Consider the following 24,494-nt stretch of genomic DNA (forward strand, 5'->3'; position numbering starts at 1 on the left):
CGCGTGCTGCCGCTCCCGCGGAGCGGTTCAGTCGGCGCCCAGCATCCGCTTCGCGAAACCTGCGTACTCCCTGGCGATCTGTTCGGGGGGCGAGGTTCCATCGGTGCGGAACCAGGTCACCAGGCCGGTGCACATCGTGGTGATCGCCTTGCCGGCGTCTCGTGCGTGGGTGACCTCGAGGCCGCCCGCGTCGACAGCGGCCGCGATCTGCTCATCGAGCAGTTCTTGGACGTGGTTGCGGGAGTCGGCGATCCGCCGGTAGTTGTCGGGCTCCAGGCTGCGCATCTCGCTGGCCCCGATGAAGGCGAGATCGGTGCGGCAGGCGTGGTAGAGCGCGAGTGCCTCGACGATGAGTGCGACCCGGCTCAGCGGATCCTCGCCCTCGTCCCGCGCTCGTTCGACGCGCCAGTTCAGGTCGGTCATGGTGATGTCGAGGATCCGGACGAGCAGGTCCTGCTTGCTGGCGTAGTGATGGTAGACGCCGGGGATGCTCATGTCGGCCAGCTCGGCGATCGAGCGGAGCGTGGCCCCGTGGTAGCCCGTCGAGACGAACGCGCGGATGGCCGCGGTGAGGATCGGATCGATCGGTAGGGGCGAGAACTCGCGCCAGTCGCCGGCTTCCGCGGCCCGCTCGGTCGGCGCCGACGCCGGTCGTGTCGATCTGGCGGGCTCGGGAGTGCCGATCAGCTCGCGAACGTCGACACCGAGGGCCGCGGCGATGTCATGCAGGCGTGGCACCGATACCGCGGTCCGACCGTTCTCGACGGCGCTCATGGTCGCGGGGCTCACGCCGATGCGCGCCGCCAGCTCCCGGAGGCTGACGTCGCCGTTCTGTCGGTGTCGTCTGACGGTCTGGCCGACAGTGGCATCCACACTCATGTGTTCAGTCTATCTGAACACTCGGCGGGAATGCCAAACTTCCGCACACGCTCTTGACGGCGCGCATCTGTTCGTGTGAGGGTCCTGTGTTTAGGAGATACCGAGCGAGCGTTCTGTTCGCCTGAACAAGGAGGATGCTGATGACCGAGGCTTCGGCGGTTCCGACAATCGAGGAAGTGCTCGACGGCTCACCGACCAACTGGGGCAAGTGGGGGCCCGATGACGAGGTCGGTTCTCTGAACTACCTCACCGAGGCTCACGCCCTGAAGGGGGTGGGGACCATCGCCTCCGGCAAGGTGTTCACCCTGCAGCGGCTGATCGGCGACCCGAACGGCGATCCGGTCTGGCCCAGTCGCGAACCGGCGACCCGCACCCAGATCATGGATGAGGCAACCTGGGACGGGCCTGACGCCCCGCAGTTTCCCGGCGGGCTCCACTACGCCGACGACAAGCTCGACGCCTTCCTCCAGGGCTCCACGCAGTACGACGCGCTGGGCCATGTCTGGTACGACGGCAAGATCTGGAACGGCTATGACGCCCGCACCACCGTCGGCGGTCTCGACAAGGCCAGCGTGCAGCCGCTCGCCGAGCGCGGCGTGGCCGGGCGCGGGATCCTGCTCGACATCGCCCGGTATCGCGGGAAGGAGAACCTCGACAAGGGAGAGACGTTCACCCACGAGGACCTGATCGCGTGCGCGGAGGCGCAGGGGACCACGATCGAGAAGCACGACGTGCTGATCATCCGGACCAACTTCCTCAAGCTCTTCTTCGACCAGGGCGACGCGTTCTACGACGGCTTCGTCGAGCCGGGTCTGGTCTACAGCAAGGAGCTGGTCGCGTGGTTCCAGGAGATGGAGATTCCGAACCTGGTCACCGACACCATCGCCAACGAAGTCACGATCGACCCCAACATCGGCGTCGCGCTCCCGCTCCACTGCGCCCTGATGCGCAACCTCGGCGTCGTGTTCACCGAGATCTGTGACCTGGAGAAGCTCGCCGCCGACTGCGCCGAGGACGGCCAGTACACGTTCCTCTACACCGCCGCCCCGCTGAAGGTGAGCCGTGCGAGCGGCTCCCCGGTCAACCCGTTGGTGATCAAGTGACTATCTACAAGCAGAGGCCCTGGCTCGCCGCCTACCGAGCGGGCACACCCACCGACATCGAGGTCGAGCACCCGAGTCTGCTCGATGCCTTCAAGGCATCCGTCGCTCGCACCCCCGACGCTCCCGCGATCACGTACTTCGACGGGACGCTCACCTTCGCCGACCTGGACGCGCACAGCGATGCGCTGGCCGGTGCGCTGCGGGACAACGGATTCTCGGGCACCGACCGCCTTGCCCTGTACGTGCAGAACAACCCGGCGTTCGTGGTCGGCCTTCTGGCGGCCTGGAAGGCCGGCGGGGCAGCGGTCGCCGTGAACCCGATGAACAAGGCCCGCGAGCTGACGTTCCTGCTGAAGGACTCCGAGGCGAGCGTGCTGCTGTGCCTCGAGGACCTGTACGAGGACGTGGCGCGCGGGGTCATCGCAACCGGTGACACCGCGGTCTCCACGGTCATCACCTGTTCGCCGCTGGACTTCCAGACTCGCAACGACGAGCGTCTGTTCAAGGACGCAGGTCGTCGTACGCCGGATGGGACCCTGGCCCTGGCCGAGATCATCAGCGAGCACGACGGCCGACGTCTCGATGACGTCAACCCGGATCCGGCCGCTGTCGCGGTCCTGACGTACACCTCCGGCACCACCGGGGAGCCGAAGGGCGCGATGAACACGCACGGCAACCTGGCCTTCAACTCCCAGACGTATCGCGACTGGGTCGGTCTGGAGCCCACGGACTCGGTGCTCGGCGTGGCACCGCTGTTCCACATCACCGGGCTCGTGGCGCACGTCGGCGTCGCGTTGCTCGTCGGGTGTCCGTTGGTCCTCGCTCACCGGTTCGAGCCGAACGTGATGATGGATGCCATCCGTGAGCACCGCCCCACGTTCACGGTCGGATCGATCACCGTGTTCGTCGCGCTCACGAACCTGGACGGCGTGGGCCGGGAGGACTGGGCATCGTTCCGAGCAATCCTGTCCGGCGGAGCACCGATCGCGCCGGCGCTGGCCGACTCGCTGCTGGAGAAGACCGGTCAGTACATCCACAACGTCTACGGCCTCACCGAGACCAGCAGTCCGTCGCACGGCGTCCCGTTCGGGAGCCGTGCACCGGTCGACCCGACCTCCGGTGCGCTCTCCGTCGGGGTCCCGGTCTTCAACACGGTCGTGCGGATCCTGGACGAGGACGGCAAGGAGCTGCCGGTCGGCGAGGTGGGCGAGATCGTCACCAGCGGCCCGCAGGTCGTGCCGGGGTACTGGCATCGTCCCGACGCCACCAAGTCCTCGATGCCCGATGGCGAGCTCCGCACCGGCGACGTGGGCTTCATGGACGAGGCCGGCTGGTTCTACCTGGTCGACCGGAAGAAGGACATGATCAACGCCGCGGGCTACAAGGTGTGGCCGCGCGAGGTCGAGGACGTGCTCTACACGCACCCTGCCGTCCGTGAGGCGGCCGTGGTCGGCGTCCCCGACGAGTATCGCGGCGAGAGCGTGAAGGCGTACGTCTCCCTCCAGCCCGGTGCCGAGGTCACCGCCGAGGAGCTGATCGAGCATGCCAAGCAGAACATGGCTGCCTACAAGTACCCCCGCTCGATCGAGATCATCGGGGAACTGCCCAAGACTGTCACCGGCAAGATCCTTCGCCGCGAGCTGCGAAGCCAATCGACGTGACCGCGAGTGTCGAGGCGTACGCCGGGCTGGACCGGCTCGGCCCGGCCCTGTCCGAGGCACTCGGTGACGACCGCTGGGTCGAGGCCAGCGCCACCTTGGTGGCGGGCGGCAAGTCCAACCTCACCTTCGAGGTCGAGTCCGCGGCCGGCGCGGTGATCCTGCGCCGGCCGCCCGCCGGCGACCTGCTGCCCAGCGCCCACGACATGGGCCGGGAGGCCCGCATCCAGCGAGCGCTGCAAGGCACGGCCGTGCCTGTGGCCCAGGTCCTGCTCGAGGACGACGGCGATCTGATCGGGGCACCGTTCTACGTGATGGAGAAGGTGATCGGGCACAGCATCCGAGAACACCTTCCCGCAGGCTACGCCGAACGGGCGCGGGACAAGGTCGCTCTCGCCGACGGCCTGGTCGACGCTCTTGCCGCGCTCCACCAGGTCGACCCGGACGAGGTCGGGCTGGCCGACTTCGGGCGACCGCAGGGATACCTGGAGCGGCAGGTGCGACGGTGGAACGATCAATGGGCGCGCTCGAAGTCCCATGACGTCGCTGCCGTCACCGAACTCGGCAGCCGGCTCTCCGGTTGCATCCCCACGAACCCTCAGACGAGCATCGTCCACGGCGACTACCGCCTCGACAACTGCATGATGGATCTCGACGACCCCGCGCGCGTACGTGCCGTCCTCGACTGGGAGATGTCCACGCTCGGTGACCCACTGACCGACCTCGCGCTGATGCTGCTCTACTGGCGCGAACCCGGCGACCGACGGTTCCAGCTGACGCCGGCGGTCACCCAGGCGGCCGGATTCCCGGGGCGCCGCCATCTGGTCGAGCGGTACGAGCAGACGACCGGTCGCCCGGTCGAGAACCTGGCCTTCTACGAAGCCTTCGCGCACTACAAGTTCGCGGTCATCGCCCAGGGCATCGCTGCGCGGGTGGCCGCCGACGCGATGGCAGGCCAGCAGTTCGGCGACCTGGACGCAGAGGTGCTGCTCATCGCCGACGAGGGCCTCGAACGACTCGAACGAGAGGACTGAGAATGGACTTCGACCTGTCTCCCAGCGCGCAGGACGCCTGCGCGCGGATGTGGGACTTCATGCGCGAGGAGGTCTTCCCCGCCGAGGAGCCTTACGCCCGACATCTTCACGAGCACGGCCGGCACAGCCTGCCACCTGTCATCGAGGAGCTGAAGGACTCCGCACGTCGCCGCGGCCTGTGGAACCTCTTCCTGCCGCAGCTCTCGGGACTGAGCAACCTCGAGTACGCCTCGGTGGCGGAGATCTCGGGATGGTCGCCGGTGATCGCGCCGGAGGCCATCAACTGCCAGGCGCCGGACACCGGCAACATGGAGACTCTGCACCTGTTCGGCACCGATGAGCAGAAGAAGCAGTGGCTGGAGCCGTTGCTCGAAGGCGAGATCCGTTCCGCGTTCGCGATGACGGAGCCCGATGTGGCCTCCAGCGATGCCACCAACATCCGCACCACCATTCAGCGCGACGGCGATGAGTACGTCATCAACGGCCGCAAGTGGTGGACGAGCGGAGCCATGGACGAGCGCTGCCAGGTCTTCATCCTCATGGGGAAGACCGACCCGTCGGCGTCCACGCATCGTCAGCAGTCCATGATCCTCGTCCCGAGAGAGACCCCCGGGGTCCAGATCCGCCGCGACCTGCCGATCTTCGGATTCCACGACCAGCACGGCCACGCCGAGATCACCTTCGACGACGTCCGCGTCCCGGCCGGCAACCTGCTGGCGCAGGAGGGTGACGGCTTCATGATCGCCCAGGCCCGCCTCGGCCCGGGCCGGATCCACCACGCCATGCGGGCCATCGGGATGGCCGAACGTGCCCTGGCGCTCATGGTCGATCGCGCCAAGGACAGGGTCGCGTTCGGCAGCGCGCTGGCCGACAAGGGCGTCGTCCAGGAGCTCATCGCCCAGTCCCGGATCGACATCGACCAGGCCAGGCTGCTGGTGTACAAGACGGCGTGGCTGATCGACCGGCACGGTGCGGGTGGAGCGCGGACCGAGATCGCTGCCATCAAGGTCGCGGCCCCCGCCGTGGCCACGCGCGTCATCGACCGGGCCATCGAGGTCTTCGGCGGCGCCGGGGTCACCGACGACACACCGCTGGCCTACTTCTACGCGTGGGCCCGGATCCTACGCATCGTCGACGGTCCCGATGCCGTGCACCGACGAACCATCGCCCGCGAGGAGCTCCGCCGTGGCACCCCCATGGCACCGGCCGAAGCTCCGGCACAGAGGAAAGAGGCTCGATGAGCACCACGCTGAACGGCAAGACCATCGTGATGTCCGGCGGAAGCCGCGGCATCGGGTTGGCGATCGCACTCCGTGCGGCCCGCGACGGCGCGAACATCGTGATGCTGGCCAAGACCGCAGAACCACACCCGAAGCTGCCCGGCACCCTCGGCGAGTCCATCCGCGCCGTCGAGAACGCCGGTGGGCAGGGACTCGCGGTCGTCGGTGACGTCCGCGACGACGGCGATGTCCAGCGAGCGGTCGACTCGGCCGTCGACCGGTTCGGCGGCATCGACATCGTCGTCAACAACGCCTCGGCGCTGGACCTGCGGCCCACGGCCGAGATCACCATGAAGTCCTACGACCTCATGCAGGACATCAACGCGAGAGGGACCTTCCTGCTCAGCAAGCTGGCCCTCCCCGCTCTCGAGCGCAGCCCCTGGCCGCACATCCTGACCCTCTCGCCGCCGCTCGACCTGCGTCCGCGCTGGGCCGGGACGTACCTGGCGTACACCATGGCGAAGTACGGGATGAGCCTGACCACCCTGGGGCTCGCCGAGGAGCTGCGCCAGGCCGGGGTGGGGGTCAACTCGCTGTGGCCACGCACCACGATCGCGACGGCTGCGATCGCCAACATCCACGGCGGCGACGAGACGATGCGTCGCTCCCGCACGCCCGAGATCATGGCGGATGCGGCGTACGCGGTTCTGACCAAGGACCCACGAACCTTCACGGGCAACTTCCTCATCGACGAGGACGTCGTGTCCGAGTCCGGTGTGGCCGACCTGGATCGATACCGCGCCGTCCCCGGCGACGGGCCGTTGGCGGAGGACCTGTTCCTCGAGCCGCTCGGGGGCCGGTCATGACCCCGGTGTCCTGCTCGATCAGCGGTGGTTTCGCACGGATCTGCCTTCAGGACACCCAGCGTGGCAACCCGATCGACCAGGCGATGGTCGACGGACTGGCCGAGGCGGTGCGGGAGATCCGCGAGGCCGACGTCGCCGTCGTCGTCCTCGAGTCTGCTGCCGCTGCTTTCAGCGTCGGTGGAGACCTGCACGCGTTCGCCGCCGCTGAGGCGCCCGACCGCCTCATCGACGACCTCGCCGAGAGCCTGCACAGAGTCGTCAGCGAGCTCCATCGACTCGACGCGATCGTGGTCGCGGTGGTCCGTGGCGTCGCCGCAGGGGCAGGACTGTCACTGGCCGCAGCCGCGGATCTCATCATCGCGGCGCGGTCAGCGCGCTTCGTGATGGCCTACACGGGGGTCGGGCTGACGCCGGACGGTGGTGGCGCACTGCTCCACAACTCGCTCGGGCTCCACCGTGCTCTGGGGCTGGCCCTGCTCAACCCGACCCTGAGCGCCGCCGAGGCCCACCAGGTCGGTCTCGTGACACAGGTGCATCCGGACGACGAGATGGACGCTGCGGTCGACCAGGTCGTCTGCAGCCTCACATCGGGATCCCGCGCCGCCCTGGTGTCGACCAAGCGGCTGATCCGGGACAGCGCCATGCCAGGAGCCGAGGCGACCCTGCGCCGCGAGACGGCGTCGATCCGTTCGCGTGCGGGAAGCCCGGACGGACGTGAGGGTGTGCGCGCTTTCATTGAGAAGAGAGTGCCGATCTTCCCGGAGAACCCCGTAGGAGCCGACCATGCCCGTTGACCGCCTGATGCCGACCGAGGAGGCGGACGACCTCATCGAGCTGACGCGTGCGATCGTCGACAAGGAGCTACGAGGCGCCGTCGACGAGGCGGAGCGGAGCGCCACCTTCCCCCGTGACATCTTTCGCACCCTCGGCCGCGCCGGCCTGCTGAGCCTTCCGTACCCGGAGGAGTACGGTGGCGGAGGGCAACCGTACGAGGTCTATCTCCAGGTCCTGGAGGAGATCGCCTCCGCCTGGGCCGCCGTCGGGGTCGGCACCAGCGTCCACGCCCTCAGCTGCTTCGGGCTGTTCCATTCGGGCACCGAGGAGCAGAAGCAGACCTGGCTTCCCGACATGCTCTCGGGTGAGCTTCTCGGTGCCTACTGCCTCTCGGAGGCGCATGCGGGCTCCGACCCCGCGGCCATGCGCACCAAGGCGGTGCGCGATGGTGCGGACTATGTGATCAGCGGCGCCAAGGCGTGGACGACCCACGGCGGCCAGGCCGACTTCTACAAGGTGATGGCCAGGACCTCGGACGAGGGTGGACGGGGCATCTCCTGCTTCCTCGTCCCGGCCGAGAGCGAGGGTCTGACCGCCGACGTGCCGGAGTCCAAGATGGGCTTGATGAGCTCGACCACCGCGACGATGCTCTTCGACGACGTCCGGGTGCCGGCCGAGCGTCGCCTGGGTGCCGAAGGCGATGGGCTCCCGATCGCACTCGCCGGCCTGGACTCCGGCCGGCTGGGCATCGCGGCCGTGGCGACCGGCGTGGCGCAGGGCGCACTGGACGCGGCGATCGACTACGCGAAGCACCGCGAGGCCTTCGGCAGGTCCATCATCGACCACCAGGGACTGGCGTTCCTGCTGGCAGACATGGCAGCCGCCGTCGAGTCAGCCCGAGCGACGTACCTGCACGCCGCCAGACTTCGCGATGCCGGCCGGCCCTTCAGCCGCCAGGCCTCCATCGCCAAGCTCGTGTGCACCGACAACGCCATGCGGGTGACCACCGACGCCGTCCAGGTGCTCGGTGGCGCCGGCTACACCCGTGACTTCCCGGTGGAGCGATACATGCGCGAAGCCAAGGTGATGCAGATCTTCGAGGGCACCAACCAGATCCAGCGCCTGGTGATCGGTCGCGACCTGCGTCGCTGACCCGAGCCCGGCCTCTCAACGAACAGACCCCAGGAAACGGAGCAACACATGCAGCTCGACGGCACCTCGTCGATCGTGACCGGAGCGGCCTCTGGCCTCGGCCAGGCCACGGCAGCAGCACTGGCCGCCCGCGGAACCCGCGTGTTCGGGCTCGACCTCGACGTCTCGAGCGCACCACCGGTCGAGAACCTCACCTACGTCCAGACCGACGTCACCGACCCGGAGGAGGTCGGGCGCGCGGTCGCCACGGCCGCCGAGGCGGCACCGCTTCGAGTGGCGGTCAACTGTGCAGGCATCGGTCCGTCGGCGCGCATCCTGGGAAAGAAGGGAGTCCACGACCTCGCCCTGTACGCCAAGGTCATCCAGGTCAACCTCGTCGGGACGTTCAACCTGCTCGCCCTGGCCGCCGAGGCCATGGCGCAGACAGCGCCGCTCGAGCACGGCCAGCGTGGAGTCGTCGTCAACACCGCGTCGGTCGCGGCCTACGAGGGCCAGATCGGCCAAGCCGCGTACGCCTCGTCCAAAGGTGGAGTCGTCGGTCTGACCCTCCCCGCGGCTCGCGACCTGGCCCAGTACGGGATCCGGGTCAACACCGTCGCCCCGGGCATCGTCGAGACCCCGATGCTCGCCACCGTCAGCGACGAGTTCCGAGCCGGCCTCGCCGATGGCATCCCCTTCCCGAAGCGACTGGCCGAACCGGCCGAGTTCGCACAGCTCGTCCTGTTCCTGATCGAGCACGACTACCTCAACGGTGAGACCGTCCGTATGGACGGCGCCCTTCGCATGGCCCCCCGCTGACCTGAGTCAGAGCCAAGGAGAAACAGCCTCATGACCACCGCAGTCATCGTCGACGTCGTCCGTACCGCTTCCGGCAGGGGCAAACCAGGAGGGGCACTGTCGGGTGTCCACCCGGTCGACCTGCTCGCCGCCGTTCTCGACGCCCTGGTGACCAGGAACAAGCTCGACCCGGCCGTCATCGACGACGTCATCGCCGGCTGCGTCACCCAAGCCGCTGACCAGGCGCTCAACATCGCCAGGGTGGCCGCCCTGACCGCAGGGCTTCCCGTCGAGGTGCCCGGCACCACCATCGACCGTCAGTGCGGCTCGTCCCAGCAAGCAGTGCACTTCGCAGCGCAGGGCGTCATGGCCGGGTCCTACGACGTCGTGATCGCGGGCGGCGTCGAGTCGATGAGCCGGGTCCCGATGTTCTCCTCGGCCGGCGGCGGCCGACCGCAGGAGCCGTTGCGCGCCAGGTTCCCGTCCCTGCCCAACCAGGGAGTCGGGGCAGAGCTGATCGCTGCCCGCTGGAAGCTCGACCGCGACGCCCTCGATGCGTTCGCGGCCGAGTCGCACCGCCGTGCCGCCTTCCATGCCGAGGCAGGGGACTTCGCCGGCGAGATCGTGCCGGTGACCCTGCCGGACGGAAGCCAGCACCTTGTGGACGAGACCGTCAGGCCCTCGACGACCGCCGAGACGCTCGCGGGCCTGGCCCCGTCGTTCCGGGACGACGACATCGCCGCTCGCTACCCGGAGATCTCCTGGTGCATCACCCCCGGCAACTCCTCGCCGCTGACCGACGGCGCCAGCGCGGCCCTGATCATGAGTGAGGAGAAGGCCCTCGAGCTCGGACTGAGGCCGCGAGCCCGGTTCGTCGACTTCAGCGTCGTCGGCTCGGACCCCGAGATCATGCTCACCGGCCCGATCCCGGCAACCACCAGGATCCTCACCCGCGCCGGTCTGAGGATCGATCAGATCGACGCCTTCGAGGTCAACGAGGCATTCGCGCCCGTTCCCCTCGCCTGGGCAGCGGAGTTCGATGCGGACCCGGCAAAGCTCAATCCCCGAGGAGGTGCCATCGCGCTGGGCCACCCGTTGGGTGGGTCCGGCACGCGCCTGCTCGCCACGATGCTCAACCACCTGGAGGCGACCGGCGGTCGATACGGGCTCCAGACCATGTGCGAGGGCGGCGGCATGGCCAACGCGACGATCATCGAGCGGCTCGGCTGATCCGTGGCCTGATCGCTGTGGCCTGATCAGGCACCCGGATCCGACGGAGTGACCGGCGGGCGACTCAGAGCTCGCGGGTGGCGTGCAGCGCCAGCTGGGTGCGGGTGGTGAGGCCGGAGACGGCCAGGATCCGGGTGACGTACTTCTTCACGCTCGCCGGAGTCAGGTGGAGGACCTCGGCGATCTCGGTGTTGTCGAGACCCTGGCCGACGAGGAGGGCCACCTCCCGCTGCCGCGGGGAGAGGTCGGTCAGGGTGGCGGCCCGGCCGGGGTCGTCGCTCGGCAGCGTGTGGGCGATCTGGTTGAGCGGGCCGACCAGCAGGCGCAGCGAGACCAGGTGCTCGCGGCGAAGCCGGTCCTCCTGGGGGTCGAACAGGCCGACCAGTGCCTTGTTACCGTCCTCGAGCCTGAGGTACATCGCCGTGGCGCTGCGGATGCCGTGGCGCAGCAGGTAGTCGGACACGTAGCTGCGCGCCGGGCCGTGGAGCCTGGCCAGCTCGGACAGCGAGGCGACACGGGTCTCGTTGAGGGCGCGCAGGGCGCCGGGACTGGCGAAGATGTCGTGGTCGCGCCACTGAGCCTGGTACTCGGGCAGCATCCGGCGGGTGATGCCCTCGACGACCGGGTCCGGGTCGAAGCACGCCAGTCCGGCGGAGCGTCCGACGAAGAACGTCGCCGAACGTACGCCGTAGACCTGGCAGAGCGCCTCGGTCAGCCGGCCCTTGAAGCCGGAGACACCGGAGACGCCGTCGACTCGTTCGAGCACGTCGAACGCCTTCCGGTACGCGCTCAGGCTCGCCCGCTCCGTCATCTCGGTCACCTCCTCACCCCGCCCTGCGGGATGGTGCGATGCTAGTCGATCTTGAGTGACGACCGTCACGTCTTGACCCCGCAGGGGGACAGCGCCCCGTCCGGGGCCAGAACCAGACTCGAGGTATCGCCGACGCACCGGACGCGCCGGCCGAACCAGGGGAGCCTCGAATGCTCAACGGCAAGTATGTGATCGACGCGGTGGTCCACTCCTACAACCTCGATCCCGCCAACCACGCGGTCCCGCGGCACGCCGAGGGCATCACCGGGATGATCTTCGGGGTCGTCGCCGGCTCCGGACCGGAGTACGAGCTGGAATGGGACCAGTACGTCCGCGACTGGGACGTCGACGAGACCGCCTCGACGCTGTTCCTCGAGTCCGACACCGACTTCGCGATCTACCACCCGGTCCCCATCGGCGCCTACAAGGACGGTCTCGTCTCGGTCGAGAAGGCCGCCGAGGTGCTGAAGAAGCACCCGACCCGATTCCGCAGCTATGCGACGGTGGACCCGATGGCCGGCCAGGCGGCCCTCGACGAGCTCGAGCGCCAGGCTGAGCTCCTCGACCCGATCGGGCTCAAGCTCTATCCGTCGTCCTGGACCGCCGAGGGCAAGCACCAGAGCTTCCGGATGGACGACGAGTCGATCGTCTACCCGCTCTACGAGAAGGCCAAGCAGCTCGGGATCGGCACGGTCGCGGTCCACAAGGCGGTGCCGCTGGGGCCGGTCCCGATGGACCCCTACAAGCTCGGCGACATCGACGGCGCTGCCGGCGACCACCCGGACCTCAACTTCGAGATCGTCCACGGCGGGGTCGCCTTCTGTGAGGAGACGGCCTGGCTGCTGGCACGCTTCCCCAACGTCTTCATCAACCTGGAGACCCTCAACATCATCTGCGCCAAGCGTCCCGAGCAGTTCTCCCGCGCGGTGCTCGACATGGCCGTCGCCGTCGGTGACCACATCTACGACCGGATGTGGTGGGGCACCGGCCACATGGCGTACCACGCCCGCCCCTGCCTGGAGGCGTTCGAGGCGTTCCAGTTCCCCGAGGCCGACCTCGAGCGCGCCGGCCAGTTCGCCCCGGTCTCGCAGATCACCGACGAGCACAAGGCCAAGATCCTGGCCGGGAACTACGCCGCGACGATGGGCCTCGACCTCGCGCAGCTGCGCGAGGACACCGCGGACGACGACTTCGCCCGGAAGCGAGCGGCCGGCGGTGCGGCCGCGCCGTGGTCGACGAGCCACACTCCCGTGGGCGCGCAGTCATGAGCCTCGAGGAGCAGGTGCTCGACGCCCTGCGCAACGTCGTCGACCCGTGCAGCGTCGCGGCCCAGACACCGTTCGACATCGTCGACATGGGTCTCGTGGACGGCGTCGCCACCGACGAGGACGGACGCGTCGTCGTCCGCCTCTCGCTCACGACCCCGTCCTGCATGATGCTCGGCCAGCTCACCGAGCAGATCGACGAGCACGTCGGCCGCGTCGTCGGCCACGTGCCGCGGGTGCAGCTCGACGACGGCATGACCTGGACGCCCGAGCGGATGAGCGGCCGCGCCCAGGAGGTCCGCGAGGCGCGGCTACGTGTCCTCACCCTTCTTCCCACCCCGCACGCAGGCAGCTGAGGAAAGACGATGACCACAACCTCGAAGAACACGACCGACGCGACCGGTGCGACCAACGATGTCGCCCTCGCGCGCCACGCCATCGAGAACCTGATCGCCGAGTACGCCCACGGTGCCGACCTCCGTGACCGCGACCGCTTCGCCGCGGTGTGGCACGACGACGCCCGCTGGGACCTCGACGGGACCGAGCTGACCGGGATCGAGGCGATCCTCGCCGGCCTCGGGGGCTTCTGGGACGCCTTCGCGCAGATGTTCCACGTCTTCGGCAGCATCTCGATCGCCGTCGACGGCGACACCGCCACCGGTGAGTCGACGGTCCATGCGGTGCTCGTCGACAACGACGGCCAGGCCAAGCACGCCGTCGGCCGCTACGTCGACACCTACACCCGGGTCGACGGGCGGTGGGGGATCGCGACCCGGACGACGACCATCGGCCGGCTCGCAGACCTCGCCTGAGGCGAGCGCGACAGCGGCGACGGCCGCCCGGCCCCAGTGGCCGGGCGGCCGTCGCCGCATGTGGCCCACGTCGGCCGGGCGTCGAGCACGATGGCTGGCATCGGGCTCCCGCCGGTTACCTAAAGCCTTTGAAAAGAAACCCAGATTCATACAGATAGTCCCGTGTCTGAAGCGCCCCGTCCGATTCACTCGCCGACCGTAGAAACGCTCCTGAGGTCAGGCGGTCTGAGCGAAGCCGTGGTTCAACGTGGGAGCGCCGGGGCGGGGTCGATGCCGCCGAAGTGGGCGATGCCTAGGAGGTAGCTGCGTACGGTGTGCTCGAAGATCTGCTTGGTGTTGAGCTGGTTCGCGGCGCTGGCGGCGGTCAGGGCCGGGAAGCGCTCGGGGTCGGCGTGCTCGAAGCGGACCCGGGCGCGCGAGGGCGGCCGCATGGCCTCGGCGATCGCGGCACCGAGGGAGACCTTCTCCAGGCCGTCGAGGATCTGCACGTGCAGGTCGACCGGCACGCCGCACTCGCTCAGGTAGGTGGCGGCCTGCTCGTACATCTCGGTGAGCAGGTCGCGCGGCATGAACCGGAGCAGGATCGGGGCGGCGTTGCGGTGTCGCAGCACCGAGGCGCGGAAGTTCAGGGCGAGCTGGGTGAACCACTCCGCCCAGTCGTTCTGGCTGGGCTTGCGGGGCAGCGGGGTCTTGGCGACGATCGCGTGGGCCACCGCGGCGAGGATCTCGTCCTTGTCGCTGAAGTGGTGGTAGAGCGAGGGTGCCTTGACGTTGAGCTCGCGGGCCAGCCGCGGCAGGCTCAGGGCATCGATGCCGTCTCCGTCGATGATCTCCAGGGCGGCCTTGATGGTCGCCTCTCGACTGATCAGCGGTGTGCTCGGTCGTGCCATGGGTCCTCCTTGGTCCTGCGATCCTTCGATAACCGAATCGCTTTAGATTCTTGCATGTCGTCACCGAAACGCCGACGACTCGAGCGTGATTTGTTCGGTGACACCGGGATCAGGCCGCGGATCCTGCGGATCCCTGGGATCGACCACATCGAGGTCGCGAGCCTTGCCGACGTGCTCGCCGGACGGGTGGCTCCGGGGGAGCGGGTGGCCGTGGTGGCCGCCTCCATGTCGTCGGCGACGGGGTGTCGCGCATCGTCGCGGCGGCGCTGTAGTCAGCCGGCGAGGTAGGAACGCAGATGAGCCATCGTGGCGTCGAGCAGCTCGGGGAGCGAGGCGCTCTCGTCGGCCAACCACGCCTGGTAGGCGGTCAGCGCGAGGGCGAGGGAGACCTGGCCGACGGTCTGGGGAAGCAGGTCGTCGGGCCGGGTGTCGGTGCGCTCGGCGGCGTACTCGGCGATGACCTCGCGCCAGCTCGCGTAGCGGAGCACCGAGTGGGCCTGCAGCGCGGGCGTGGTCAGGATCAGGCGCATCCGGTCGCGGTGGCTGGGGCTGGCGTCGGTGGGGAAGTCGTTGAAGGCGAGCACGCCCCGGTGGACCGCATCGTGCAACGGGATGTCGGCGGGCATGGCGAGCAGGATCTCGCGGAAGCCGTCGAGGGTGCGGTCGAACTGGCCCCAGGGGATGTCGTTCTTCGAGGGGTAGTAGCGGGTGATGGTGCGCCGGCCGACCCCGATCGCCTCGCCGATGTCGTCGAGGGTGGTGGCCTCGAAGCCCCGGGTCACGAAGAGCTGGAAGGCGGCCTGCTCGATCTCCGCGTGCGAGGTCGCGGCCGGTCGTCCGCGCAGCGAGCGCCGCGTCGTGGGGGCGGGGCTGGTGGGCACCTGCCGCAATCTACCGCAGCGGTCCGGGCAAAAGAATCGCTTGTTCCCGCGTACCCCTTTCTTTTTGACCCTGAGTGTCATTAATGTGTTGTGAGTCACGTTCAACCGAGATGAAGGAGAGCTGTCATGAACCCTGAGGAGACCAACCAGGTCGTGGACGAGGCCCCGACCGAGGCTGTGCTGACCGAGGAGTCGTTGATCGAGGAGGTCTCGATCGACGGCATGTGCGGCGTCTACTGAGCATGGATGCCGTGAGCCTGGACAGTGCGTGGACGCTGTCGCCGTCGGTCGCGCTGCGACCGGAGCCCTTCGGGGCGCTGGCCTACCACTTCGGGAACCGGAAGCTGACCTTCCTCAAGCGTCCCGAGCTGGTCGCGGTGGTGCGCGCCCTGGGGTCGCACCCGGACGTGCGCGGTGCGCTCGTGGCATCGGGGGTGCCGGAGGGCCAGCACGCTGCGTACGTCGCTGCGCTCTCCGGCCTGGCCCGGACCGACATGATCCGACCTGCTGAGTAGAGGAGCGAGACGATGAAGCTGGTGGAGAACTTCGAGCTCGGCCTGGATGCGCCGATCTGCCTGACCTGGGAGCTGACCTATGCGTGCAACCTGGAGTGCGCGCACTGCCTCTCGAGCAGCGGCCGGCGCGACCCGCGCGAGCTGAGCACCGAGCAGTGCGAGGCGGTGATCGACGAGCTGCAGCGGATGCAGGTCTTCTACGTGAACATCGGCGGCGGCGAGCCGACCGTACGTCCCGACTTCTGGCACCTGGTCGAATATGCCGTCGCCCACGACGTCGGGGTGAAGTTCTCCACCAACGGCGTCCGGCTCACCCCGGAGCGGGCGCGGTGGCTGGCGGGCAGCGACTACGTGGACGTACAGATCTCGCTCGACGGCGCCACCGCCGAGGTCAACGACCGGGTGCGGGGGACCGGGTCCTACGACACCGCGATCACCGCGCTGCGCAACCTGCACGAGGCGGGGTTCCGCGACGCCAAGCTCAGCGTGGTCTGCACCCGGGAGAACATCGGGCAGCTCGACGACTTCAAGGCGATCGCCGACCGCTTCGGGGCGACCCTGCGACTGACCCGGCTGCGTCCCTCCGGTCGCGGCGCGGACGTGTGGGACGAGCTCCACCCGCTTCCCGAGCAGCAGCGGGAGCTCTACGAGTGGCTCCTCGCCCATGGCGACGGCGTGCTCACCGGCGACTCCTTCTTCCATCTGGCCGCCTTCGGGCCCGCGGACGGGAGCGGCGCGCTGCCGGGTCTGAACCTGTGTGGTGCCGGCCGGGTGGTGTGCCTGATCGACCCGATCGGCGACGTCTACGCCTGTCCGTTCGCGATCCACGACCAGTTCCTGGCCGGCAACCTGCTCGCCGACGGCGGCTTCGACCGCGTGTGGAAGACCTCGGCGCTCTTCCAGGAGCTTCGTGAGCCGCAGACCGGTGGCGCCTGCTCGGGCTGTGCCCACTACGACTCCTGCCGCGGTGGCTGCATGGCCGCGAAGTTCTTCACCGGCCTGCCGCTGGACGGGCCGGACCCGGAGTGTGTCCAGGGGTACGGCGAGTCCGCCCTCGCCGGCGAGCGGACCATCCCCGCGGTCGGCCAGGACCACTCCCGCAGCGCCCCCAGCCGCAACGCACCAGTGCTGCTGACGCTCTCCCGGCGGCGTCCCGACTCCGACCTCGCCCCACCGGTGAGCGCGTGCGCGGAGTCGCCGCTTGCCGGTTTCGCACCCAACTGACCCCTGACGAGCAGAAACGAGACAGTAGATGTCCTGGAAGAACCCCTGGAAGCAGAATCCGTGGTTCGAGTCCGTCGCGGTGGCGCAGGAGCGCGCCCGCAAGCGGCTGCCGAAGCCGGTGTACGCCGCGCTGCTGGCCGGCTCCGAGCGCGGCCAGACGATCGCTGACAACCAGCAGGCGTTCGCCGACCTCGGGCTGGCGCCGCACGTGGCCGGCCATCACGACAAGCGCGAGCTGTCGACCATGGTGCTGGGCCAGGAGATCGGGTTCCCGGTGATCATCTCGCCCACCGGCGTACAGGCCGTCCATCCCGACGGTGAGGTCGCGGTCGCGCGGGCGGCGGCGGCCCGGGGCACGGTCATGGGCCTGTCCAACTTCGCCTCGAAGTCGGTCGAGGAGGTCGTGGAGGCCAACCCGGCGACGTTCTTCCAGATGTACTGGACCGGCGACCGCGACGTGATGGTCCGCCGGATGCAGCGGGCCCACGCGGCCGGGGCGAAGGCGCTGATCGCCACCCTCGACTGGTCCTTCTCGATGGGCCGCGACTGGGGCAGCCCGGAGATCCCGGAGAAGGTCGACCTCTCCGCGATGCTCAGGTTCGCACCGCAGGTGATGAGCCGGGGCAGGTGGCTGGCGGCGTACGCCCGCAGCGGCGGCATCCCCGACCTGACCGCCCCCAACCTGGCACCGATCGCCGACGACGGCAGCCTCGGGGAGCCGCCGACGTTCTTCGGCGCCTACTACGAGTGGATGACCACGCCGCCGCCGTCGTGGGACGACGTGGCCTGGATGGTGCGTACGTGGAAGGAGCTGAGTGGCGGCAAGCCGTTCATGCTCAAGGGTGTGTGCCGGGTCGACGACGCGCTGCGCTCGGTGGATGCGGGGGTGGACGCGATCTCGGTCTCCAACCACGGCGGCAACAACCTCGACGGCACCCCGGCCACCATCCGGGTGCTGCCCCCGATCGCCACCGCGGTCGGCGACCAGATCGAGGTGCTCCTCGACGGTGGCGTACGCCGCGGCTCCGACGTCGCCAAGGCGCTCGCCCTGGGCGCCCGCGCGGTGATGGTGGGGCGCGCCTACCTGTGGGGCCTGGGCGCCAACGGCCAGGCCGGTGTCGAGAACGTCCTCGACATCCTCCGCAACGGTCTCGACTCCGCCGTCCTCGGCATGGGTAAGGCCTCCATCCACGAGCTCACCCCGCAGGACCTGGTGATCCCCGACGGCTTCGAGCTCGCCCTCGGCCACCGAGCAGCGGACTGACCGTGAGCCTCGCCGACCGCCCGTGGCCGGAGATCGTGCCCGGCGGCACCGTCCTGGTGCCGCTGGGCTCCACCGAGCAGCACGGCCCGCACCTGCCGCTCGACGTCGACACGGTGATCGCGACCGCGGTGGCCGACGAGCTCGCCCCGCTCATCGGCGCCTCCGTCGCACCGGCGGTGCCGATCGGTGCCAGCGGGGAGCACCAGTCCTTTCCCGGCACCATCTCGATCGGCACCGACGCGCTGACGTCCCTGGTCGTCGAGCTCGGGCGGTCCCTGACCACCTGGGCCTCACGGGTGGTCTTCGTCAACGCGCACGGCGGCAACCTCGACGGGCTCGGCGCCGGGGTCAGGACCCTTCGCGCCGAGGGCCGCGACGTCAACTGGGTGCCGTGCCAGGTGCCGTACGCCGACCCGCACGCCGGCCTCACCGAGACCTCGCTGATGCTGCACCTGGCTCCCGCGCGGGTTCGGCTGCGGAACGCCGCCCCCGGCAACACCCGTCCGCTGCGTGAGCTGCTGTCCCAGATGCGGGCCGGGGGAGTGGAGGCGGTCTCGGCCAACGGAGTCCTCGGCGACCCCACGGGTGCGAGCGCGGAGATCGGGAAGCGGATCCTCGCCGAGATGGTCTTCGCCGCCTACGACCGTCTTCAGATCGGCGCGGCCACCCGATGAGACCCGGCGCGACCGCAGCCGAGGCGACGACTCGGGTGGCGCTGGTGACCGGCGCGGCCCGCGGGATCGGCGCCGCCACCGTCCGCGGCCTGGTGGCCGAGGGCGTACGCGTCGTCGCGCTCGACTGGTGCGCCGGTGAGGACTCACCGGCCGGCTACCCGCAGGCCACGAAGGCGGACCTCGACACCCTCGTCGCCTCGCTCCCGGCCGGCTGGGTCGAACCGGTCGTCGGGGACGTACGCGACCCGGAGGTGCTGACCGCCGCGGTCGGCGCCGCGACCCGGCGGTGGGGACGGCTCGACATCGCGGTGGCGGCCGCCGCGGTGATCGCCGGGGGACGTCCGCTGTGGGAGGACACCTCGCTCGATCTGCAGTGGCAGATCGACGTCGTCGGGGTCTGGAACACCGCGGCCGCGGCCGTCCCGGCGATGCTGGCCGGCCCCGACCCGAGCGGGTGCCGGTTCGTCGCGATCGCCTCCGCCGCGGGCTCGCACGGGCTGTTCCATCTGGCCGCCTACAACGCCGCCAAGCACGCCGTGGTCGGCCTGGTGAAGGGACTGGCCGCCGACCTCGCCGGGACCGGGGTCACCGCCTGCGCCGTCTCGCCGGGCTCGACCGACACCGCGATGCTGGCCGCGACCGCCGGCCTCTACTCGGTCGGTCCGGACGACCTCGCCGGCCACCAGCTCCTGCGCCGCCCGCTCACCCCCGAGGAGGTCGCCGCCACGGTCGTCCACGCCTGCTCCCGTGCGGGTGCCGCGCTCAACGGATCGGACGTCGCGGCCGACGGAGGCTTCGGCGGATGACGCTGCTGCCGGATGGTTTCACGGTGCGGGTCCGCGATGACGTACGACTTCTCCCGACGCCCGAGGGTGGGTTGTCGCTGGTCGGCGGATCCCCGCTGCGGTCCATGCGCCTGGCGCCCGCGGCGGCCGGCCGCGTGGTCGACAGGCGGGTGCAGGTCCGCGACGCCGCCACCGACCTCGTCGCCCGACGCCTGCTCGACGGCAACCTCGCCGACCCCACCGACCTGACGCCGATCGCCCCCGCCGAGCTCACCGTCGTCGTCCCGGCCCACGACCGCCCCGAGCACCTCGAGCGCTGCCTGGCCGCCCTGAGCGGGCTCGGCGTGATCGTCGTCGACGACGCCTCCCGTGACCCGGCCGCTGTCGCGGAGGTCGTACGCCGCCACGGCGCCACCCTCATCGCGCTGGCCGAGAACCGCGGACCCGCCGGCGCCCGCAACGCCGGCCTCGCCGAGGTCGCCACGGCGTACGTCGCCTTCGTCGACTCCGACGTGAGCGCCGATCCGGTGATGCTCGCGCAGCTGGCCGGCCAGCTCGCGGACCCTCGGGTCGCGCTGGCGGGGCCGCTGGTGCGGGGACACACCGACAAGGTCCGGCCGTCGTGGTTCGAACGCCACGACGTCACCGCCTCCTCCCTCTCCCTCGGCGCGAGGGCCTGCTCGGTCCGCCCGGGTGCGGCCGTCGGGTGGCTGCCGTCGGCCTGCCTGGTCGCCCGCACGACGACGATGAAGGAGGTCGGTGGCTTCGCCGCCGACCTGCGCGTCGGCGAGGACGTCGACCTGGTCTGGCGACTGGTCGAGGCCGGCCACGTCGTCCGCTACCAGCCCGATCTCGAAGCGCTGCACGAGGTCCGCGGGACGGTCCGCGGCTGGCTCGGCCGCAAGCTCGTCTATGGTTCCGGCGGCGCCGAGCTCGGCCGCCGCCACGGGGACGCGATCGCCCCGGCCGTACTCTCCCCGGCCATGGCCGCCGCCGGAGCCGCGATCCTCGCCTGCCGCTGGTGGTCGGCACCCGCGGCCCTCGCCTCGCTGGTCTGGGGCAGCCGCGTCGTCTCGGAGGCTCTCCCCGACATCCCCGGCCGCCGTGGCCTCGCCTCCCGCCTCGCCGCGCGAGGACTCGGCTGGTCGCTGCGCCAGGAGTCAGCCCTCCTGCTGCGCCACTGGTGGCCGCTCACGCTGGTCGCCTGCCTGTTCAGCCGCACCGTGCGCCGCATGGTCCTCGCCGCGCTCGTCGTCGACACGGCCGTCGCCTTCAGAGAGACCGATGTCCGGCCCACGACCCTCCTCGGCCGCCGCCTCGACGACCTCGCCTACGGCGCCGGGCTCTGGCTCGGCGCCGCGCGGGCCAGGTCCGTTCGATGCCTCACCCCGCGCCTGGTGCGCCAGGGTGCCCGACAGTGGAGACGTTCGAGGTCGGTTCCGGCTCAGCCGACGATGCCGAAGTCCCAGATCCTGCGGTAGATCGTGGCGCGGGCGACGCCGTTCGCGGTCGGGCTGTTCGCGAACTGAGGCTGTCCCGGTCTCTCGTGCGGCTGTCCGCGGATCCGTGGACCTCCTCTTGCGGAGTGGCGTGATTCACAATACGTTCGGTCCCGAACGAGATCGTTCGTACCAGAATGACTTCCTATGTCGAGAGGACGTTGCCATGGCGTCTCCATTTTCCTCGGATGTCGGCACCCCGGGTTCCGAAGGACGCGCCCAGCTGTCGCGGCGGTCGCTGGTTGCCGGTGCGTCCGCGGTGGGGGCGCTCATCGGCGTCGCGCCCGCCGCGGGGGCGGCGCCGGCCGCGCCGAGCGTAGTGTGGCCCAGCGTGAAGCGGCCGGCGGACCTGAGCCGGATCGTCTCCTGGAGCGCGGCGGAGCTCTCCGTGGCGATCCGGCGCCGAACGGTCACCTGTGTCGAGGTGATGTCGGCGTACCTCGACCGGATCGAAGCGGTGAACCCGAAGGTCAACGCGATCGTCGCCCTGCGGCCACGCGCCGAGCTCCTGGAGGAGGCGGCAGGGAAGGACCGGCTGCTGGCGGCAGGGACGTACCAGGGCTGGATGCACGGGTTCCCCCAGGCTGCCAAGGATCTCGCCAACGTCAAGGGCATGCCGACCTCGCTCGGCTTCTTCGGGCAACCCGGGGTGCCGGCCGCCTCGCCGGCCACGGCGGACGCGCTCGTGGTCGAGCGGATGAGGTCGGCGGGTGCGATCTTCATCGGCAAGACCAACACCCCCGAGTTCGGTCTGGGCTCGCACACCTACAACAACGTCTTCGGCACCACGTTCAACGCCTACGACCAGAGCAGGTCCGCGGGCGGCAGCAGCGGCGGCGCGGCTGTCGCGGTCGCCCTCCGGATGCTCCCCCTCGCCGACGGCAGCGACTTCTTCGGCTCCCTGCGCAACCCGCCGGGCTGGAACAACGTGCTCGGCCTGCGCCCGTCGTACGGCCGGGTACCGGGAGTCGGCAACGAGCAGTTCGTGCAGCAGGGCGGGACCGAGGGTCCGATCGCGCGCACCGCCACCGACCTCGCCCTCTTTCTCGACACCCTCGCCGGGTACGACGTCCGGGCACCGCTGTCGATCGAGCGGGACGCCGAGCTCCGGCAGCCCGGCAAGCCCGGCAAGGTGTCGATGCGCGGGCGCCGGGTGGCCTGGATGGCCGACCTCGGCGGCTACCTGCCCATGGACCCCGAAGTTCTCGAGGTGACCGGCGCGGCCGTCGACCGGATGCGGGGGATGGGCATCGAGGTCGACGAGGTCGACGCGCTCCCGACCGCTCCGGGGTTCGCGGGCAACGCCGACCTGTGGCCCACCTGGCTGGTCTTCCGGCACTGGCTGATCGGCGGCATCCTCAAGCCGCTCCACGACAACCCGCAGCTGCGGGAGAAGATGAAGCCCGAGGCGCTCTACGAGGTCGAGGGGCTGCTCACCGGTGCCGACGGCAACCCCGCCATCTCCGGCATCGACGCGTGGAACGGGTCGGTGAAGCGTACGGCGATGTATCAGGCCTTCCGGCAGCTCTTCGAGACCTACGACTACGTCGTCCTCCCGACCGCGCAGATCTTCCCGTTCGACGCCGAGGAGACCTGGCCGAAGCAGATCCACGGCACAGCGATGTCGTCCTACCACCGCTGGATGGAGGTGACCGCGATCGGCACCCTGCTGGGGGCGCCCACGCTCGCGGTTCCGGGCGGGTTCAGCGGCGACGGCCTGCCGATCGGCCTCCAGGTCATCGGCCGCAACCACGACGACGCAGGTGTGCTCGACTTCGCCGCCGCGTGGGAGCGCGAGACGCGCTTCGTCGAGGACCACCTGCCACCCCTGATCGCCCGATGAGTCGCCGGCCGCTGATCGCGATCCCGGCGCGGTTCTCGGCGTCGGCCTCGGCGCTGCGCTACGGCGCCGACGTCACCGCGCGCGCCCTCCTCGACGCGGTGTACGCCGCCGGCGGCGAGCCGCTCGTCGTGCACCCGGTCGCGCCTGGTGCCGAGGTCGACGACACCGAGGTGGCTGCCCGGCTCTGGTACGCCGACGGCGTGCTGCTCCCGGGCGGCGGCGACCTCGCCGCCCGGTGGGCCGGGCAGGAGGCGCACGCGACGGAGTACGACGTCGACGAGGAGCAGGACGCCTTCGACCTGGCCGTCGCCCGGCACGCGCTCGGCTCGGGCCTTCCGCTGTTCGCGATCTGCCGCGGCAACCAGGTGGTGAACGTCGCGCTCGGTGGCGATCTGATCCAGGACCTGGGGGAGCGTACTCACCGGCACGTCGTCCACGAGATCGCGGTCGAGCCGGACGCCCTGCTGGCCGGCATCGTGGGGACGACGCCCAGGATCTCCTGCTTCCATCACCAGGGGATCGGGCGTCCCGGCGAGGGCATGCGTGCCGTCGCGAACTCGGCCGACGGTGTCATCGAGGCGGTCGAGCTCGCGTCCTCGCGCGGCTGGTACCTGGGTGTGCAGTGGCATCCGGAGGACACCGCGGCCACCGACCCGGCCCAGGCCGGGCTGTTCCGCGCCCTGGTCGAAGCGGCCCGGGACCGCGCGCCCTAGACCCCGTTCTGGCCCTCGGCCGCGATGACGACGTCGCGCAGGGTCTTGGTCAGGGTGCTGACCCTGCGCTCGGCCAGCTGGCTGATGATCTCGGACTCGACCGCGTTGAACTCGGGGTAGATCCGCTCCATCAGCTCGGTGCCTTCGCGGGTGAGCCGCAGGCGGACCAGCCGTCGGTCCTTCTCGTCGCCCTCGCGGGCGATCATGCCCCGGCCCTCGAGCGTCCTCACGACCCCGGTGAGGGTCGCCTTGGAGATGTCGGCGGACTCGGCGACGTGCCGGGTCTCCATGCCGTCCCAGATCCACACCACCCACAGGACCACGAAGCCTGTCCAGGTCATGTCGTGCTTGCGCAGCACCCGGTTGGTGAGCTCGCTGCGGACCGCGTTTGCGGCACGGAACAGGTTGGACAAGGCGTTGGCGGCGGCGAAGTCCAGCGGCAGATTGCCCACGTGGTCCTTCATGGCGCGCTCGGTCTCCTCGAGCGTGTGGTGATCCGGCATGAGGTCAGCCTAATCAGCGCACCCGTCGATGTGATCGTTAGGAAACAAACATTTTCCTCAAAACATCGCCTTGGGGGATGGTGTGCTGGGTCACATTGCGATTATCGTACGGATCCGAACGA

Annotated in this window: 26 protein-coding genes; 21 read left to right on the forward strand and 5 right to left on the reverse strand. The window is 69.9% G+C overall.

Annotation, left to right across the window (positions count from 1 at the left end; genetic code table 11):
• Positions 1 to 27 precede the first annotated feature (27 nt).
• Positions 28 to 879, reverse strand: coding sequence for a TetR family transcriptional regulator (locus tag ACIRON_RS08990; RefSeq protein ID WP_402991779.1), 852 nt, complete (start codon positions 877 to 879; stop codon positions 28 to 30).
• 140 nt (positions 880 to 1,019) lie between these two features.
• Between ACIRON_RS08990 and ACIRON_RS08995 the strand changes: the two genes are divergently transcribed.
• The 9 genes from ACIRON_RS08995 to ACIRON_RS09035 are packed head-to-tail and all read left to right on the forward strand — an operon-like array spanning position 1,020 to position 10,693.
• Entirely contained in the window at positions 1,020 to 1,982 is a 963-nt protein-coding gene (locus ACIRON_RS08995; protein ID WP_402991782.1) for a cyclase family protein, read from the forward strand.
• The gene (locus ACIRON_RS09000; RefSeq protein WP_402991785.1) at positions 1,979 to 3,643 is read left to right on the forward strand and encodes a class I adenylate-forming enzyme family protein; all 1,665 of its coding nucleotides are present in this window, start codon (positions 1,979 to 1,981) and stop codon (positions 3,641 to 3,643) included. Before ACIRON_RS08995 ends, ACIRON_RS09000 begins: the two co-directional genes overlap by 4 nt.
• Complete coding sequence (locus ACIRON_RS09005; protein ID WP_402991788.1) at positions 3,640 to 4,674, forward strand: phosphotransferase family protein; 1,035 nt, start codon at positions 3,640 to 3,642, stop codon at positions 4,672 to 4,674. Before ACIRON_RS09000 ends, ACIRON_RS09005 begins: the two co-directional genes overlap by 4 nt.
• A gap of 2 nt (positions 4,675 to 4,676) precedes the next feature.
• Positions 4,677 to 5,915 carry an acyl-CoA dehydrogenase family protein gene (locus ACIRON_RS09010; RefSeq protein ID WP_402991790.1) on the forward strand — a complete coding sequence of 413 codons (1,239 nt, stop codon included), beginning with the start codon at positions 4,677 to 4,679 and terminating at the stop codon, positions 5,913 to 5,915.
• Positions 5,912 to 6,760, forward strand: coding sequence for an SDR family oxidoreductase (locus ACIRON_RS09015; protein ID WP_402991793.1), 849 nt, complete (start codon positions 5,912 to 5,914; stop codon positions 6,758 to 6,760). Before ACIRON_RS09010 ends, ACIRON_RS09015 begins: the two co-directional genes overlap by 4 nt.
• On the forward strand, positions 6,757 to 7,554 hold the full coding sequence (locus ACIRON_RS09020) for an enoyl-CoA hydratase-related protein (protein ID WP_402991796.1): 798 nt from the start codon (positions 6,757 to 6,759) through the stop codon (positions 7,552 to 7,554). The genes ACIRON_RS09015 and ACIRON_RS09020 overlap by 4 nt, the downstream gene beginning before the upstream one ends.
• Positions 7,544 to 8,686, forward strand: a complete 1,143-nt coding sequence (locus tag ACIRON_RS09025; protein WP_402991799.1) for an acyl-CoA dehydrogenase family protein — start codon at positions 7,544 to 7,546, stop codon at positions 8,684 to 8,686. Before ACIRON_RS09020 ends, ACIRON_RS09025 begins: the two co-directional genes overlap by 11 nt.
• Positions 8,687 to 8,734: 48 nt before the next feature.
• A complete protein-coding gene (locus ACIRON_RS09030) occupies positions 8,735 to 9,484 on the forward strand; it encodes an SDR family NAD(P)-dependent oxidoreductase (protein WP_402991802.1) in 750 nt (249 codons plus the stop codon).
• Positions 9,485 to 9,514: 30 nt separating this feature from the next.
• On the forward strand, positions 9,515 to 10,693 hold the full coding sequence (locus ACIRON_RS09035; protein ID WP_402991805.1) for a thiolase family protein: 1,179 nt from the start codon (positions 9,515 to 9,517) through the stop codon (positions 10,691 to 10,693).
• Positions 10,694 to 10,757: 64 nt separating this feature from the next.
• On the opposite strand, the gene ACIRON_RS09040 is transcribed toward ACIRON_RS09035, so the two are convergent.
• Complete coding sequence (locus ACIRON_RS09040) at positions 10,758 to 11,504, reverse strand: response regulator transcription factor (RefSeq protein ID WP_402992187.1); 747 nt, start codon at positions 11,502 to 11,504, stop codon at positions 10,758 to 10,760.
• A 170-nt stretch (positions 11,505 to 11,674) separates the two neighbouring features.
• On the opposite strand from ACIRON_RS09040, the gene ACIRON_RS09045 reads away from it, so the two are divergent.
• The 3 genes from ACIRON_RS09045 to ACIRON_RS09055 are packed head-to-tail and all read left to right on the forward strand — an operon-like array spanning position 11,675 to position 13,581.
• Positions 11,675 to 12,772, forward strand: a complete 1,098-nt coding sequence (locus tag ACIRON_RS09045) for an amidohydrolase family protein (protein WP_402991807.1) — start codon at positions 11,675 to 11,677, stop codon at positions 12,770 to 12,772.
• The gene (locus ACIRON_RS09050) at positions 12,769 to 13,125 is read left to right on the forward strand and encodes a metal-sulfur cluster assembly factor (protein WP_402991809.1); all 357 of its coding nucleotides are present in this window, start codon (positions 12,769 to 12,771) and stop codon (positions 13,123 to 13,125) included. The genes ACIRON_RS09045 and ACIRON_RS09050 overlap by 4 nt, the downstream gene beginning before the upstream one ends.
• Before the next feature lie 9 nt (positions 13,126 to 13,134).
• Entirely contained in the window at positions 13,135 to 13,581 is a 447-nt protein-coding gene (locus ACIRON_RS09055) for a nuclear transport factor 2 family protein (protein WP_402991812.1), read from the forward strand.
• Positions 13,582 to 13,823: 242 nt separating this feature from the next.
• Here ACIRON_RS09055 and ACIRON_RS09060 read toward each other — a convergent pair whose 3' ends face one another.
• Both ACIRON_RS09060 and mftR read right to left on the reverse strand, forming a co-directional pair.
• Positions 13,824 to 14,471, reverse strand: coding sequence for a TetR family transcriptional regulator (locus tag ACIRON_RS09060; protein ID WP_402991815.1), 648 nt, complete (start codon positions 14,469 to 14,471; stop codon positions 13,824 to 13,826).
• Positions 14,472 to 14,743: 272 nt separating this feature from the next.
• Positions 14,744 to 15,352, reverse strand: a complete 609-nt coding sequence (gene mftR, locus ACIRON_RS09065; protein WP_402991817.1) for a mycofactocin system transcriptional regulator — start codon at positions 15,350 to 15,352, stop codon at positions 14,744 to 14,746.
• Between the two features lie 126 nt (positions 15,353 to 15,478).
• Between mftR and mftA the strand changes: the two genes are divergently transcribed.
• The 9 genes from mftA to ACIRON_RS09110 all read left to right on the forward strand — a co-directional run bounded on the left by mftA (position 15,479) and on the right by ACIRON_RS09110 (position 23,869).
• Complete coding sequence (gene mftA / locus ACIRON_RS09070; protein WP_091048007.1) at positions 15,479 to 15,592, forward strand: mycofactocin precursor MftA; 114 nt, start codon at positions 15,479 to 15,481, stop codon at positions 15,590 to 15,592.
• A gap of 11 nt (positions 15,593 to 15,603) precedes the next feature.
• Complete coding sequence (mftB, locus tag ACIRON_RS09075) at positions 15,604 to 15,867, forward strand: mycofactocin biosynthesis chaperone MftB (RefSeq protein ID WP_256328628.1); 264 nt, start codon at positions 15,604 to 15,606, stop codon at positions 15,865 to 15,867.
• A gap of 12 nt (positions 15,868 to 15,879) precedes the next feature.
• Positions 15,880 to 17,091, forward strand: a complete 1,212-nt coding sequence (gene mftC / locus ACIRON_RS09080; RefSeq protein ID WP_402991821.1) for a mycofactocin radical SAM maturase — start codon at positions 15,880 to 15,882, stop codon at positions 17,089 to 17,091.
• Positions 17,092 to 17,119: 28 nt separating this feature from the next.
• Positions 17,120 to 18,355 (forward strand): pre-mycofactocin synthase MftD, encoded by a 1,236-nt coding sequence (gene mftD / locus ACIRON_RS09085; RefSeq protein WP_402991824.1) that lies wholly within the window; start codon positions 17,120 to 17,122, stop codon positions 18,353 to 18,355.
• A gap of 2 nt (positions 18,356 to 18,357) precedes the next feature.
• Positions 18,358 to 19,029, forward strand: coding sequence for a mycofactocin biosynthesis peptidyl-dipeptidase MftE (gene mftE, locus ACIRON_RS09090; RefSeq protein WP_402991827.1), 672 nt, complete (start codon positions 18,358 to 18,360; stop codon positions 19,027 to 19,029).
• A complete protein-coding gene (locus ACIRON_RS09095) occupies positions 19,026 to 19,835 on the forward strand; it encodes a mycofactocin-coupled SDR family oxidoreductase (protein WP_402991830.1) in 810 nt (269 codons plus the stop codon). Before mftE ends, ACIRON_RS09095 begins: the two co-directional genes overlap by 4 nt.
• A complete protein-coding gene (gene mftF, locus ACIRON_RS09100; RefSeq protein ID WP_402991833.1) occupies positions 19,832 to 21,295 on the forward strand; it encodes a mycofactocin biosynthesis glycosyltransferase MftF in 1,464 nt (487 codons plus the stop codon). The genes ACIRON_RS09095 and mftF overlap by 4 nt, the downstream gene beginning before the upstream one ends.
• A gap of 184 nt (positions 21,296 to 21,479) precedes the next feature.
• The gene (locus ACIRON_RS09105; RefSeq protein WP_402991836.1) at positions 21,480 to 23,156 is read left to right on the forward strand and encodes an amidase; all 1,677 of its coding nucleotides are present in this window, start codon (positions 21,480 to 21,482) and stop codon (positions 23,154 to 23,156) included.
• A complete protein-coding gene (locus ACIRON_RS09110; protein ID WP_402991839.1) occupies positions 23,153 to 23,869 on the forward strand; it encodes a gamma-glutamyl-gamma-aminobutyrate hydrolase family protein in 717 nt (238 codons plus the stop codon). The genes ACIRON_RS09105 and ACIRON_RS09110 overlap by 4 nt, the downstream gene beginning before the upstream one ends.
• Here the strand turns inward: ACIRON_RS09110 and ACIRON_RS09115 are convergent.
• Positions 23,866 to 24,372: a MarR family winged helix-turn-helix transcriptional regulator gene (locus tag ACIRON_RS09115; RefSeq protein ID WP_402991842.1), complete on the reverse strand. Its 507-nt coding sequence runs from the start codon at positions 24,370 to 24,372 to the stop codon at positions 23,866 to 23,868. The genes ACIRON_RS09110 and ACIRON_RS09115 overlap by 4 nt on opposite strands.
• Between the last annotated feature and the right edge of the window lie 122 nt (positions 24,373 to 24,494).

Source organism: Nocardioides sp. NPDC101246 (assembly GCF_044767415.1).
Lineage (GTDB): Bacteria > Actinomycetota > Actinomycetes > Propionibacteriales > Nocardioidaceae > Nocardioides.